General features: G+C 70.4%; 14 protein-coding genes and 1 other RNA gene. 8 read left to right on the top strand and 7 right to left on the bottom strand.

Annotated features, from left to right (window positions below; genetic code table 11):
- Nucleotides 1-109: 109 nt before the first annotated feature.
- The 5 genes from ABIC28_RS23275 (at nucleotide 110) to ABIC28_RS23255 (ending at nucleotide 4461) form a co-directional block, all read left to right on the top strand.
- Nucleotides 110-982, top strand: a complete 873-nt coding sequence (locus tag ABIC28_RS23275; protein WP_354581087.1) for a PDDEXK-like endonuclease domain-containing protein — start codon at nucleotides 110-112, stop codon at nucleotides 980-982.
- 172 nt (nucleotides 983-1154) lie between these two features.
- Nucleotides 1155-2003, top strand: coding sequence for a 3-methyl-2-oxobutanoate hydroxymethyltransferase (panB, locus tag ABIC28_RS23270; protein WP_097212109.1), 849 nt, complete (start codon nucleotides 1155-1157; stop codon nucleotides 2001-2003).
- A 134-nt stretch (nucleotides 2004-2137) separates the two neighbouring features.
- Entirely contained in the window at nucleotides 2138-2578 is a 441-nt protein-coding gene (locus tag ABIC28_RS23265) for a hypothetical protein (RefSeq protein ID WP_097212108.1), read from the top strand.
- Nucleotides 2575-3540 (top strand): prolyl aminopeptidase, encoded by a 966-nt coding sequence (gene pip, locus ABIC28_RS23260; RefSeq protein ID WP_373560257.1) that lies wholly within the window; start codon nucleotides 2575-2577, stop codon nucleotides 3538-3540. The genes ABIC28_RS23265 and pip overlap by 4 nt, the downstream gene beginning before the upstream one ends.
- 48 nt (nucleotides 3541-3588) lie before the next feature.
- On the top strand, nucleotides 3589-4461 hold the full coding sequence (locus ABIC28_RS23255) for a CHAD domain-containing protein (protein ID WP_354581084.1): 873 nt from the start codon (nucleotides 3589-3591) through the stop codon (nucleotides 4459-4461).
- On the opposite strand, the gene ABIC28_RS23250 is transcribed toward ABIC28_RS23255, so the two are convergent.
- The 4 genes from ABIC28_RS23250 to rnpB all read right to left on the bottom strand — a co-directional run bounded on the left by ABIC28_RS23250 (nucleotide 4445) and on the right by rnpB (nucleotide 7625).
- On the bottom strand, nucleotides 4445-5857 hold the full coding sequence (locus ABIC28_RS23250; protein WP_354581082.1) for an RNB domain-containing ribonuclease: 1413 nt from the start codon (nucleotides 5855-5857) through the stop codon (nucleotides 4445-4447). The two genes, ABIC28_RS23255 and ABIC28_RS23250, sit on opposite strands and share 17 nt — an antisense overlap.
- A 46-nt stretch (nucleotides 5858-5903) precedes the next feature.
- Nucleotides 5904-6092, bottom strand: coding sequence for a hypothetical protein (locus tag ABIC28_RS23245; protein WP_077041980.1), 189 nt, complete (start codon nucleotides 6090-6092; stop codon nucleotides 5904-5906).
- Between the two features lie 297 nt (nucleotides 6093-6389).
- Nucleotides 6390-7163, bottom strand: a complete 774-nt coding sequence (locus ABIC28_RS23240) for a potassium channel family protein (protein ID WP_097212104.1) — start codon at nucleotides 7161-7163, stop codon at nucleotides 6390-6392.
- A 46-nt stretch (nucleotides 7164-7209) separates the two neighbouring features.
- Nucleotides 7210-7625, bottom strand: an RNA gene (gene rnpB / locus ABIC28_RS23235) — RNase P RNA component class A.
- An 86-nt stretch (nucleotides 7626-7711) separates the two neighbouring features.
- Here rnpB and ABIC28_RS23230 point away from each other — a divergent pair.
- The gene (locus ABIC28_RS23230) at nucleotides 7712-8236 is read left to right on the top strand and encodes a DUF1697 domain-containing protein (protein WP_097212103.1); all 525 of its coding nucleotides are present in this window, start codon (nucleotides 7712-7714) and stop codon (nucleotides 8234-8236) included.
- A gap of 23 nt (nucleotides 8237-8259) precedes the next feature.
- Entirely contained in the window at nucleotides 8260-9492 is a 1233-nt protein-coding gene (locus ABIC28_RS23225) for an SLC13 family permease (protein WP_097212102.1), read from the top strand.
- A gap of 19 nt (nucleotides 9493-9511) precedes the next feature.
- Here the strand turns inward: ABIC28_RS23225 and ABIC28_RS23220 are convergent, their stop codons facing one another.
- A complete protein-coding gene (locus ABIC28_RS23220) occupies nucleotides 9512-10336 on the bottom strand; it encodes an SDR family oxidoreductase (protein ID WP_097212101.1) in 825 nt (274 codons plus the stop codon).
- Nucleotides 10337-10433: 97 nt separating this feature from the next.
- Between ABIC28_RS23220 and ABIC28_RS23215 the strand changes: the two genes are divergently transcribed.
- Nucleotides 10434-10904 (top strand): MarR family winged helix-turn-helix transcriptional regulator, encoded by a 471-nt coding sequence (locus ABIC28_RS23215; protein ID WP_209926669.1) that lies wholly within the window; start codon nucleotides 10434-10436, stop codon nucleotides 10902-10904.
- An 85-nt stretch (nucleotides 10905-10989) separates the two neighbouring features.
- On the opposite strand, the gene ABIC28_RS23210 is transcribed toward ABIC28_RS23215, so the two are convergent.
- On the bottom strand, nucleotides 10990-12384 hold the full coding sequence (locus tag ABIC28_RS23210; protein ID WP_097212100.1) for a dicarboxylate/amino acid:cation symporter: 1395 nt from the start codon (nucleotides 12382-12384) through the stop codon (nucleotides 10990-10992).
- A gap of 292 nt (nucleotides 12385-12676) precedes the next feature.
- Nucleotides 12677-13786 (bottom strand): bifunctional RNase H/acid phosphatase, encoded by a 1110-nt coding sequence (locus tag ABIC28_RS23205; protein ID WP_354581125.1) that lies wholly within the window; start codon nucleotides 13784-13786, stop codon nucleotides 12677-12679.
- Between the last annotated feature and the right edge of the window lie 13 nt (nucleotides 13787-13799).

Genomic DNA, 13799 nt, shown 5'->3' with positions numbered 1-13799 from the left:
ACCGCCGGCCCGGCCCTGATCCGGCAGGGTTTTGCCCGCTGCGCGGGCGAATCACTGCCGGATCCGACATTCGACGGAACCGATCGACTCGGCGCGCGTCGAACACTGCATGACGTCGACTCGACTGAACGCGATCATGGCCCGCCAGGATGGTGTGATCACCCTCGGCCAGGCCCGTGCGACCGGGATGAGCGAGTCCGCGGTGAGCCGTCGTGTAACGACAGGTCAGTGGCGTCGACTCCGTCGCGGCGTGTTCCTCCGCGCGGACAACCCGTTGACCCATGCAGCGGCGCTGCGCGCGGCGGTCTACGGGTCGGGCCCCGACGCCGTCGCATACGGTCCGAGCGTCGCGTGGTGGCACGGCCTCACCGAGGTACCGCCGACCAGGCACTGGGTGACCGTCCCGCGTGGGCGCCCCGCGTCGCCCGACCCTGCCATCCGGATGCGCCGCCGCGACCTGGGGTGGGAGGACATCGGGACCTTTCGGGGCCTCGGTGCGACCGAGCTGCCATTGACTGCGTTGGAGGCGGCGGTCGAACTCCGGAACGGATCAACCCTTCTCGATCGCGTCCTACAGCGGCACACGTCGCTGCCCATCCTGATCGCTGTGCACGAGCGAAACCGCGGTCGGGCCGGCACCTCGGAGGCGGACCGACTGCTCCGGTCGGCCGGGGAGGGCGGCCACTCCGAGGCGGAGCGGATCCTGCACCGCCTCCTCCGTTCGGCGGGGTTCACCGGGTGGGCCGCGCATGTGTGGGACCACGGGTTCGAGATCGACGTGGCGTTCGTGCGCAGACGCGTCGCGATCGAGGTGGACGGGTGGGCCTGGCACCGCGATCCCGCGAGGTTCAATCGAGACGCCGAGCGCCAGAACATCCTGGTCAATGCCGGCTGGCACGTGCTGCGCTTCACCTGGCACCGGCTCACCCTCGACCAGGAGGGCGTGCTGGCCGAGATCCGGACCGCCCTCGCCCGTCACTGACGCGATCCGGCTGAGTTCCGCCCGCCATCCGGGCGAATCCCTGCCGGATCCGATGTGACCAATTGCACGTCACCGCCTGTTCTCGGGGGGGTCGGCCGGTGGCAGACTGAGCTACGTCATCACCCACAACCCGGGGACCCGCACTGGGCCTCGAGGCACGAAAGGGACACTGATGTCCGATAACACTGCGCCCTACGGTTCCGCGCCCGCTCAGCCGGCCGCCAAACGAACCAAGATCCGCACCCACCACCTGCAGACCATGAAGGCCGAGGGCGAGCGCTGGGCGATGCTCACCGCCTACGACTACTCGACCGCGCGGCTCTTCGAGGAGGCCGGCATCCCGGTACTCCTGGTCGGCGACTCCGCCGCGAATGTCGTCTACGGCTACGACACGACGGTGCCGATCACCATCGACGAGCTGATCCCGCTGGTTCGCGGCGTGGTCCGCGGCGCCCCGAACGCCCTCGTCGTCGCCGACCTGCCGTTCGGCAGCTACGAGTCCTCCCCCGAGCAGGCACTGGCCACCGCCACCCGGTTCATGAAGGAGGGCCAGGCGCACGCGGTCAAGCTCGAGGGCGGCGAGCGCGTCGCCCCGCAGATCGCCGCGATCACCGCCGCCGGCATCCCGGTGATGGCGCACATCGGGTTCACCCCGCAGTCCGTGAACAGCCTCGGCGGCTTCCGCGTGCAGGGCCGCGGCGACGGCGCCGAGCAGCTCGTCGCCGACGCCATCGCCGTGCAGGAGGCAGGCGCGTTCTCCGTGGTCATGGAGATGGTGCCCGCCGAGATCGCAGGGCAGGTCACCCGGAAGCTGACGATCCCGACCGTCGGCATCGGCGCTGGCGCCGAATGCGATGCGCAGGTGCTGGTCTGGCAGGACATGGCCGGGTACACCAGCGGCAAGACCGCCAAGTTCGTCAAGAAGTTCGCCGCCGTCGGCGACGATCTGCGCGGCGCGGCGGCCGCCTACGCCGCCGAGGTCCGGTCCGGCACCTTCCCCGCCGAGGAACACAGCTTCTGACGCCGGTTTCACGCGCGACGACGATCCGCCCTCTCGCGGGGCGGGTTGTCGTCGCGCGATGGCACACTCGATGACAACGGCGCGCGGGTATCCCGTGCGCCGTCACACACTTCACCGAAAGACAGGGTGCCTACATGTTCCATCGTCGTTTCGCGGCCGCCGTCGCCGGAGCCGCCGCGGTCGTCGCACTCGCGGGCGGCTGCGCCACCGAGAACGCCCCTGCACCGGCCCCCGCACCGAGCGGCGGCACGGGCGCCCTGCCCAACACCTCGGTCGCCCCGGCGCCCGGTGGCCCGGTCGCGGGCGGCGTCACCCAGGCGCAGGCCGCCCAGCTGTGCTCGGACATGCAGGCGCAGCTGCAGAGCTGGCGCACTTACACCCCGACCATCGGCAAGGGCGGGCTGAACACGGTCGTCGGCACCTGGGCCGCCCAGAACGGCATCAATGTCATCGAGCTGATGGGCAACAAGGCCCGGATCGACGCGATCACCCAGGCGCAGTGCCCGGATGTGCGCGCCGACGCCATCGAATCGTTGCGGATCCCGGACCTGGCATCGGGACTGATCGGGTTCTGACACCGATGCGGGACCTGTACCCCGAGATCGAGCCGCACCGCGCCGGGCACCTCGACGTCGGCGACGGGCAGCGCATCTACTGGGAGGTCAGCGGCAACCCCGCCGGCAAGCCCGTCGTGTTCCTGCACGGCGGGCCCGGCGGCGGCACCACCGCCGACCACCGCCGGTTCTTCGACCCCGACGCCTACCAGATCGTGCTGTTCGATCAGCGCGGCTGTGGGCGTTCGACCCCACACGTCGCCGACGGGGCGGACCTGTCGGTGAACACCACGGAGCACCTCATCGCCGACATCGAGGCGCTGCGCACCTATCTCGGGGTGCAGCGCTGGCAGGTCTTCGGTGGTTCCTGGGGTTCGACGCTGGCGTTGGCCTACGCGCAGGCCAAACCGGATCGGGTCACCGAGCTGGTGCTGCGCGGGGTGTTCCTGCTGCGCCGCAGCGAGATCGACTGGTACTACAACGGCGGCGCGAGCGCGATCTACCCCGACCTGTGGGAAGGCTTCCTCGCTCCGGTGCCCGAGGCCGAGCGGGGCGGCGACCTCGTCGAGGCCTACCACCGCCTGCTGCACTCCCCCGACGACGACGTCGCGCTGGCGGCCGCCGTCGCCTGGTCCACCTGGGAGGGTGCCACCAGTTCGCTGCTGCCCCGGCCCGCACGGGTCGAGGAGAGCGCGGAGCCGCGCTTCGCGCTGGCGTTCGCGCGGATCGAGAACCACTACTTCCGCAACCACGGATTCCTCGCGGAGGGCCAGCTGCTCCGCGACATCGCCGCGATCGAGACCATCCCGGCGGTGATCGTGCAGGGCCGGTACGACGTGGTCTGCCCGGCGACCAGCGCGTGGGCCCTGCACCGGGCCTGGCCGTCGGCCCGACTGGTGATCGTCGACGACGCAGGGCACGCCGCGAACGAGCCGGGGATCGCCCACCACTTGGTCGAGGCGACCGACGCCTTTCGCGGCTGACGCCCGAATCTCTCGACAGCGACGGACGAGGGCGGGTAAACCTGAGGTATGGGCAAGGGGCGCACACCGGACGGGACCGCTGCCGTGCTGGCGGCGTTACGCGATCACGCCGACGAACTGGACACTCGCGCCGACGAGGTGCGCCGCGACGAATTCGACTCGGTGCACCAGATGCGGGTGTCGACGCGGCGCCTTCGGAGCGTGCTCGGCAGCTACCAGTCGCTGTTCCCGGACGGCGCCACCGACGGCGTGCGGGCCGAACTCCGATGGCTGGGTACGGTTCTCGGCAATGCCAGGGACGCCGAGGTGATGGCCGAGCAGTTTCGCGACCTCCTCGACTCGCAGCCGCCCGAACTGGTGCGCGGGCCGGTCCGCCATCGCCTGGTGGCGACGAACGAGCTCGCCTACCGCGACGCGCACATCGAGGCGGTTGCCGCGCTCGACGACACTCGCTACGAGGCGCTGCTGGCCTCGCTGGACGCCCTGCTCGCGGCGCCCCCGTACCGAACCGACGCGGTCCGATTCGGGCTACACCGCGCCCGTCGCAAGTTACGCAAGGCCGCGCGGAAGGCGGGACTCACCGCACGGGACACCGGCGAACCGACACCGGAGCGCCTGCACACGGTCCGCAAGCGCGCCAAGGCGCTCCGGTACGCGGCCGAGGCGGCCGCATCCACCCGTCCCTCGCCCGTGCGGGCGGGTAAGGCGGCCAAGAAGCTGCAGACCGTGCTCGGCGACCACCACGACTCCGTGGTCGCGCGGGCCCGGCTCCTGGCCGCGGCCGACCTGGCCCGCGGCGCGGGCGAGGACACCTTCACCTACGGCGTGCTGACCGCCATCGAGGCCGACCAGGTCCGACGCGCCGTGCCGCGGTCGCGAAAGCTGTTGCGCAAGATCAGGTCTGCTAGCCGGAAGCTGTAGCCGGGTAGCCGAACTTCACCGTCCGCGCGGTGACGTCGGCCTGAACCAGCCGCACGGACACCGCCTCGCCCTCCGGCGGATCGCCGAGGCACTTGCCGATCACCGTCGCCTGCGGCGCGAATACCTCGGCCTCCCGCTTGCCGTCCACCCCGCGCAGCACCACCGCGTCGAACACCTCGCCCTCGCGGCCGGCGAGCAGGGTGGCCTCCGTGAGGTCCACGCAGGCCCGATCGACCTTGTTGGCCAACGTGTCCGATCCCCGCATCAGATCCGACAGGGAGGGTAGGGCGTCGCGAACCCATTGCGGCACCGGCGTTCCCGCGCAGATCGCCAGGCACACCTCGGTGCTGAACCGGTCCGAGAGGCGCCGCAGCGGCGCCGTCACGTGCGCGTACGGGGCGCCGATCCCGGAATGCGTGACCAGCTCCGGGACCTCGCCGTCGAACGCGGCGTAGCCCGCTCCGCGCAGCAGCGAGGTCGCCTCGGTCATCATCACCAGCGTCGCGGGCGTGTTCGCTTCCAGGCCCGCGAGGAACTCACCGACCGGGACCTCCGACGGCCAGTCCATGCCGAGGGCGGTCGCGGCCCTGCGCAGTGCCGCGACCGCGCCGGGCGCCGGGGCGGGCAGGGTGCGCAGCAGTCCGATGCCTGCGTCGATCATCAGCTTCGCCGCACACATCCCGGTCAGCAGCGACACCTCCGCGTTCCAGTCGTCGGCCTCGGTGCGCGGCTGCAGCTCGAGCCGCCAGCCGTCGCCGTCGCCGACCACCTCCTGCTCGGGCAGCTTGAGCTCGATCGCGCCGCGGTCGATCGCGGAGGCGAGCCGCAGCTTGCCGAACTCGGGCAGCGCCGCGATCGAGGGATGCAACGAGCCGGACTCCGAATCCGACTGCACCCCTGTGTAGTCGAACCGCGCGACCGAACGCACCAGGGCACGGGAGACCGCTACCGAGACCGGCTCCGCCCGCTCGTCGAGCTCGATCCGCCACAGCGCGGCAGGCCGCACCAGATCGGGCAGCAGGCTGGCCGCGCCCTCGGACATCACCCGCGGGTGCAGCGGCAACGACCCGTCCGGCAGATAGAAGGTCTGGCCGCGCCGCCGGACCTCCGCGTCCAGGTCGCCGCCGGGGACCACGACGGCCGCGACGTCGGCTATCGCGTAGTGCAGGACGAACCCGGTGGGCGTGCGCTCGAGGTGCACGGCCTGGTCGAGATCCATGGACGTCGGCGGGTCGATGGTGACCAGCGCCAGGTCGGTGCGGTCCGCGCGCTCGGCCGCGTATCGGTCGACCGCGGACTCCGCCTCGGCGATGGCCCTCGGGGGGAAGTCGGCGGTCAGCGAGAAGTCGGTCCGGATGGCACCGAAGTCGATCCCGCGGGCAGAGATACGCGTCATCACAATTGCCGAGCGTAGTGGCTCGGCTCGTCCGCGCAGCCGACCGTCAGTTGTTCCAGTCGTCCTCGGCCTTGTCGGCGGCCTTGTTGCGCTCCGCGGCGATCTCCAACGCCCGCGCGGCGGTCTCGCGATCGGGATAGGGACCCATCCGGTCGAGCCCGCGGGCGTCCTTGCCCTGACGCACCGAACCGTCCGACACGCAGTAGTACCAGAGGTGCTCTTCGTCCTCGCTCATGTCTTCAGTGTGCCCGGTTCCCGGCACCCTCACCATCCGAACCGCCGCCTCGAAATCTTTTCGGCCCGTTCGCTTGAGGACTGCACGCAAGCATGAGACTCTTACGCGCGGCAGGGTACGGCGTGTCACATCCACCGCACCCGTATCCCAGGATTCGAGAGTTTCCGCGCTGCACCGCCTCAACCCGTATGAAATGGAGAATCACCCGCATGGCCCCCATGTCTTACCTGCTCTACGATGCCCTCCTCCCGCATCTCGGAGCCGACGCCGCCGAGCACTGGGCGACGACCCTGGTCGTCAACCCGATCTAAGGTCGGACGTCGACAAAGATGCCCTCGCCGATTCGGCGGGGGCATCTTTTTGTGCGCTCGCCGCCCCGGCCTGCTCCGCCAGCCTCCGATTGAGGTCCGCGATTTGCGCGGTGAGCCGGTGGATCTCGTCGCTGGTGTGCTTCGCCCCGTCCTCCTGGGCCGCGGCGACCCGTTCGACGAACCACGAGGCCAGCGACGCGGTGACGACACCGAGCAGCGCGACGCCGCCGAGCATCAGCCCGAACGCGATCAGTCGGCCCTCCGCCGTCGTCGGGTACCGGTCTCCGTAGCCGACGGTGGTCACCGTTGTCACCCCCCACCAGAGCGCGTCCCCGAACCCGGTGATGTTCGCGTCGGGATTGGCTCGTTCGGCGTCGAGGACCGCGAGGGCGGCGCAGAACACCAACAGCGCAGTGCCGCCAACCACGTACGCCCCGACCCTGCCCCGGAACGATCCGGCCATGCTGCGGCTGAGCGCTGCGAGCACCACCACCAGCCGAAGCGGACGCAACAGCGGGAGCAGCAGCGCCACCAGTTCGAAGAGGTTGGCCCGGACGAAGGGCCACTTCTCGCGAGCCCGCACGAGTCGGTCCCCGTAGTCGAGCGCGAAGGCCGCCCAGGTGACGATCATCGCGACGTCGCAGAGGAGCCGGATTCCCGGCGCCAGGTCCACCACCAGGATCGGGAGGGCATAGGCCGCCAGGAAGGCGAGCGATGCGACCGTGAGAAGGGTGTCCCTGGATGACTTGAGCAATGTCATCGGCAGAGAGTAGCGACTGCCGGCTTACACATTCTCGATAAGCGGGCGGACGAGTTGGTCTGTAAGCCGGATCCTGTCCCCGGCGCCGAGGCGCCGGGTGGCGACCATCCATCTGGGCACACCGTTGCCGGGTACCTCGAGCGGTCCACCCGCAGGCTCGGGCGAGCAGCCCTCGAACACCTGCGCAGCCGCACCTTCGAGAAGGTGCGGCCTTCGACCTTGCTCCGGGCGGGGTTTACCTAGCCACCCCAGTCACCTGGGGTGCTGGTGCGCTCTTACCGCACCGTTTCACCCTCACCGACGCTCACGCGCCGGCGGTCTGTTTTCTGTGGCACTGTCCCGCGGGTCACCCCGGGTTGCCGTTAGCAACCGCCCTGCTCTGTGGAGTCCGGACTTTCCTCGGCTCTGGGCCTGCGCGCGCGAGCGCACGGTTCCCCGAGCCGCGGTCGCCCGACCAACTCGTCCGCCGCTACAGACTACTGCCTGCCGCGCACACCTCCGACACTCGAACGCTTGTTTGACCGGCGTCGACTGTCTACGGTCTAGCCATGGCCAGATACATCGCGTTGCTGCGGGGCATCAATGTCGGCGGGATCAACATCAAGATGGCGGACCTCAAGGACGCGATCTCGAGCCTCGGTTTCGACAACGTCAAGACCGTATTGGCCTCGGGCAATGTGCTTTTCGACTCCGACCGCGCGGACCGCGGGGCGATCAAGTCCGATATCGAGGCCTGCCTGCGGGAGAGGTTCGGCTACGACGCCTGGATCGTCCTGGTGGACCACCAGAGCCTGGCCGCGATCGTCGAGGGCTTCCCGTTCGAGGCCGACCGGGACGGGTGGCACCCGTACGTGCTGCTGTCCTCGGACCCGGCGTCGCTGGACGACATGTTCGCCGCCGCACAGTCTCTCGCGCTCGGCGACGAGGCGGTCGCGCTCGGCGACGGCGTCCTGTACTGGCACGTCGAACGAGGCGAGACGCTGCAGAGCCCGTTCGGAAAGCTCAGCGCCAAGGCCAAGTACAAGTCGACGACCACCAACCGGAACCTGCGCACGCTGCGCAAGCTGTTGTGACGGTCGGCTGAGGCACCCGCCGAATGGTCTGGCTTGTCGGCGCCCTCGTCGCCCTGGTGCTGGCCGCCGCGATCCTCCGTCCGCACGGACTGCCCGAGGTGGCCGTCGCCGCGCCCGCCGCCGTGATCGTGGTGGCCGTCGGGGCGGTCACCCCGGCACAGGCGCTGGCGGAGGTGCGCACGCTCGGTCCGACCGTGGCGTTCCTCGCCGCGATCCTCGTGCTCGCCCACCTCGCGGACGCGAGCGGCGTGTTCACCTGGACCGCGTCGGTCCTGCGGCGAGGTTCCCGGGGTCGCCCGAAGCGGCTGCTGGGGCTGGCATTCGCCGCCTGCGCGATCACCACCGCTGTGTTGAGCCTGGACGCCACGGTGGTGCTGCTGACGCCCGCGATCCTGGCGACCGCGACGAGGATGGGCATCTCGGCGCGCCCGGTGAACTATGCCGCGGCGCACCTGGCCAACTCGGCATCGACGTTGTTGCCGGTCTCGAACCTGACGAACCTGCTGGCCTTCTCGGCGACCGGCCTCGGGTTCCTCCACTTCGCCTCCCTGATGGCACTGCCGTGGGTCGTCGCGATCGCGGTGGAGCTCGCCGTGTTCCGGCTCTTCTTCGCGCGCGACCTCGCCGCGCCGCCAGAACCGGCCCCGACGCCGGCGCGGATCGTGCCGCCGCCGCGCTGGGCCCTGACGGTCCTTGGTCTTACCCTCTTGGGCTTCGCGCTGTCCGGCCTCGTCGGGGTGGCCCCGGCGTGGATCGCGGTCGCCGGGGCTGTCCTGCTCGGCGTGCCCGCACTGAAGGAGGGGCGCACCAGGCCGCGGTCGATGCTCGCCGCGGCCGATCCCTACTTTGCGGTTTTCGTCCTCGCGCTGGGGATCCTCGTCGCCCCCCTGACCGACGGGGCGGTCGGCGACCGGGTCGGAGACCTACTGCCGCATTCGGAGTCGTTCACCGCCCTGCTCCTGACGGCGTCGGTGGCCGCGCTCGCCGCCAACCTGGTCAACAACCTGCCGGCCACCCTCCTGATGATCGGCGCCCTCGGGCCCGGCGCACCGACCGGGCTGCTCTTGGCGATGCTGATCGGGGTGAACCTCGGGCCGAACCTGACCTACACCGGTTCCCTGGCAACGCTGTTGTGGCGCCGGGTCGCGACGCGCTGTGGGCAGCCGCCGACGCTGGGCACCTTCACCGCGCTCGGCGTGATCAGCACACCCCTGACCATTGTCGGCGCCGTCGCCGCGCTCTGGCTGGCGCTCTGACATGGCAGGTCCGGCCGGATCAGCCTGCGGCGAACTCGGCCGCGTGGTCCTGCGCCCACGTCGTGAAGCTGCGAGGTCCGTGGCCGGTGAGGACCCGGACGTGGTCCGTGAGCTCGACGGGCGTGCCGTCGCTGGACCGCCACCACTTCAGGAGCGCATCGGCGTAGTCCGCGGGGACGTGCTCGGCCATCTCGGCCTTCCAGGCGTCACCGGTCACGTGGTTGACGGCGATGGGCGTGCCGATGACTCGGGCGAGGACCTCGATCTGGTCGGCGAACGTGACGGATTCGGCACCGGAGAGGGTATACGCGCGACCGGCGAGGCCGGGATCGGTGAGCACGGCCAGCGCGGCTTCGGCGACGTCCTCCTCGTGGATCGGGTCGTTGTGGGCGCCGGGATACGGCAGGCTCACCGGACTGCCGGACCTGATTGGCCACGCCCAGGCCTGCGCGTTGCCTGCGAACGCGCCGGGCCGGAGCAGCGTCGTGCGGATCGGCGACGCCAGCAGGGCGGTCTCCACGTCGAGGTGGGACCTGGCCATGACGTCGGTGGCGGCGTCCGGCGCGAGAACGGACGACGAGGACAGCAGCACGATGTGCTCGACGCCCGCCGCCGTCGCCGCGGCGATGAAGGCCTCGATCTGCGCGGCCGCGGCGTAGAGGAAGACCGAGGTCACCCCGTCCAGCGCGGCGGCGAAGTCGGCCGGATCGGTCAGGTCGCAGCGGATCGTGGACGGGTCCTGCGGGTTGCTGGAGGCCGCGCGATACGGCAGCCCCCTGGCGTCGAGGAGGGCGATGAGGCGCTGGGCGACGGCGCCTCGGCTGCCGGTGACGAGGATCGTCATGAGGTTCCCTTCACTGGAGTATTCTGTGTGCACTACACAGATTCTGCGTGACGCATTCTCTGCGTCACGCAGATAAATTTAGGCAGGGAGGTCCCCGGTGTCAACCCGTACGGAATTGTTGGAAAAGATCGCCGTCGACAGCCAGCGGCACTACGCCGACTACATGCGGTTCAACCAGGCGATGGCGGATCATCTCGGCCTGCATCCCACCGACCTGCAGTGCGTCGCACTGCTCGACGTCGAGCCGGGACCGGTGAGCACCGGCGAGATCGCCAGGCTGACCGGGCTGACCTCGGGATCGGCGACCCGCCTGGTCGACCGCATGGCCAAGGCCGGACTCGTGGAACGTCACGCCGACCCGCAGGACCGCCGCAAGTCCCTGGTCACGCTTGCCCCCGAGGCCAGGGCGCGGATCGGCGCGGCGTGGGACGTGCCGGGGAAGGCCTTCGGCGCAGTCCTGGAGACCTACCGCGACGACGAGCTGGCGGTCATCGCCGACTACCTGAACCGCGCTGGGGCCGTCGGGCGGGCACAGGCGGAACGCCTCACCGGGCAGGACGCGTCCTGACGCGGTCCCCCGAGAACACGAAGCGCCCCGCCTCCACACAAGGGAGACGGGGCGCTTCGGATCGGGGACAGCTCCCGGGGTCCGGTCAGACGGTCACGCTTGCCTTTTCCACGGCAGGCGGCAGCTCGGGGTCCTCGTCGGCGAACGGGTCGCCGTTGCGGGGCGCGTTGTAGAGCTCCTCGTCGAGGATCCCCTCCCGCTTGGCGACGATGGTCGGAACCAGCGCCTGCCCGGTGACGTTGAGCGCGGTCCGACCCATGTCGACGATCGGCTCGACGGCCAGCAACAGCCCGACACCCGCGAGCGGGAGCCCCAGGGTGGACAGGGTCAGCGTGAGCATCACGGTGGCGCCGGTGGTGCCCGCGGTGGCGGCCGAACCGATCACCGAGACCACGACGATCAGCAGGTAGTCCGTCAGGCTCAGGTCGATGCCGTAGAACTGGGCCACGAAGATCGCGGCGATGGCCGGGTAGATCGCGGCGCAGCCGTCCATCTTGGTGGTCGCGCCGAGCGGCACCGCGAACGACGCGTACTCACGCGGCACGCCCAGGTTGCGCTCGGTGACCCGCTCGGTCAGCGGCAGGGTCCCGATCGAGGAGCGCGACACGAAGCCGAGCTGAGTGGCCGGCCACACCCCGGAGAAGAACTGCTTGACCGAGAGCCCGTGCGCGCGAACGATAATCGGGTACACGACGAAGAACACGATCGCCAGGCCGATGTAGACGGCCAACGTGAACACGCCCAGCTGACCGATCGCGTCCCACCCGTAGGTGGCCACGGCCTTCGCGATCAGCGCGGCGGTGCCGATCGGGGCGAGGCGGATGATCCACCAGAGCACCTTCTGCACGATCGCGAGCAGCGAGGCGTTCAGTTCCAGGAACGGCTCGGCCTTCTTGCCCACCTTGAGCGCCGCGATCCCGACCGCGATCGCGATGACCAGCAGCTGCAGGACGTTGAAGCTCAGGGACGTGGTCGCGACACCGGCGTCCGTGACCGTCGTCTTCGCGCCGAGGGCGAGGAAGTTCTGCGGCACCAGGCCGGTCAGGAACGCCCACCAGGAGCCGGACCCCTTCGGGACCCCTGCGTCGTCGGGATTGACGGACGTGTTCGCGCCGGGCTGGGTGATCAGCCCGACCGCGATGCCGATCAGCACCGCGATGAACGCGGTGATCGCGAACCACAGCAGCGTCTGGACGGCGAGGCGGGCGGCATTGGCCACCTGGCGGAGATTGGCGATGGAGCTGACGATCGCCGTGAAGACCAGCGGAATCACCGCGACGGTCAGCAGCGCGACGTAGCTCGAACCGATGGTCGTGACGGTGCTGGTCAGCCAGTTGGGACTGCCGTCGTCGGCGAGGGGCATCGAGCGGGCCAGCAGACCGATGAGGACGCCCGCGATCAGGCCGACGACGATCTGGGGACCGAAGGAGGTTGCCCAGCCGGGCAGGCGCCTGGTGCGGGCGAGGGTGGGGGCCGACATGTGACGGACCTTTCGTGATGGGTGCGCAGCAGCAGGCACGCTCGTGCGAGCGTGGGTGCGCGGGGAGTGCTGACAGACGCCGGGCCCGGGACAGAGGTCGACCGGGTGGCGGGAATGGATGGGTCAGCGCATACAGACAGCGCTCGCCTGCAGACAGTTGTCGACATACCGTCGACTGGTCAGCAGCGAGTTCACCCGGAGCATGTTACTCCCGCTAAGAAACGCGCTTCGCGCCGGTGAGTGATTTGCACCCCGGTCGGGGCACAGATCACTCACGGGCGGCGCGGCCGCACTAGAGGTGCGAGGTGTCGTTGACGAGGCGCACCGAGGCGCCGCCGTCGGGGTAGAACTCGGCGATGGACAGCGATGCCAGGTCCAGGTGCAGCCGGTAGAGCAGCGACGGCCCGACATCGAGCGCCATCTGCAGCAGGGTCTTGATGGGCGTGACGTGCGAGACGAGCAGCAGGTTCGCGCCGGGGAACTCGGCCACGAGGTCGTCGCGCGCCCGCTCGATGCGCGCTCGCACCTCGTCGAAACTCTCGCCGCCGGGCGGCCGAACGGAGGTGTCGGAGATCCACCGGCGGTGCAGCTCGGGGTCGCGCGCGGACGCCTCCCCGAAGGTCAGCCCCTCCCAGTCACCGAAATCCGTCTCGATCAGACCCTCGTGGACCCGGACCGGCAGCGACAGCTCGGCGGCCACCGCCTCGGCCGTCTGCCGCGCCCGACCCAGCGGCGACGACAGGACGGCGGTGATGCCGCCGCGTTCGCCGATCCGCTTCGCGGCCGCGCGGGCCTGCGACAGGCCGAGGTCGGTCAGCTCCGGGTTGCCACGGCCCGAGTAACGGCGCTCGACCGACAGCGCGGTCTGCCCGTGCCGCAGCAGCAGCATCCTGGTCGGCTTCCCGAGCGCGCCGGTCCATCCCGGTGACACCGGGGCGGACTCCTGCTTCTCGGTCGTCGCGGCGACCACCGCCGGGGCGGGGGCCGTCAGGTTCGTCGGCTGCCCGTCCATGGCCTCGTTCGCGAGCTTGTCGGCGTGCGAGTTCTCGGCACGCGGGATCCACGTGTAGTCCACCCGGTCGAAACCGGCGGCCAGTTCGCCCGCCTGCCGGGCGAGCGGCTTCATGTCCGGATGCTTGACCTGCCAGCGCCCGGACATCTGCTCGACGACCAGCTTCGAGTCCATCCGCACCGACACCGACCGGGCGCCGAGCTCCGCGGCGGCCGTCAGCCCCGCGATCAGCCCGCGGTACTCGGCGACGTTGTTGGTCGCGATGCCGATGGACTCGCCACGCTCGGCCAGCACCCGGTCGTGGTCGGAGGCGAAGACGACCGCGCCGTAGCCAGCCGGTCCCGGGTTCCCCCGCGAGCCGCCGTCCGCCTCCACGAAGACGTGACCCACGGAGCGACCCCCG

The organism is Rhodococcus sp. PvR044 (assembly GCF_040548995.1).
Lineage (GTDB): Bacteria > Actinomycetota > Actinomycetes > Mycobacteriales > Mycobacteriaceae > Rhodococcus_G > Rhodococcus_G oryzae.
This window is presented reverse-complemented; position numbering and strand designations above follow the sequence as displayed.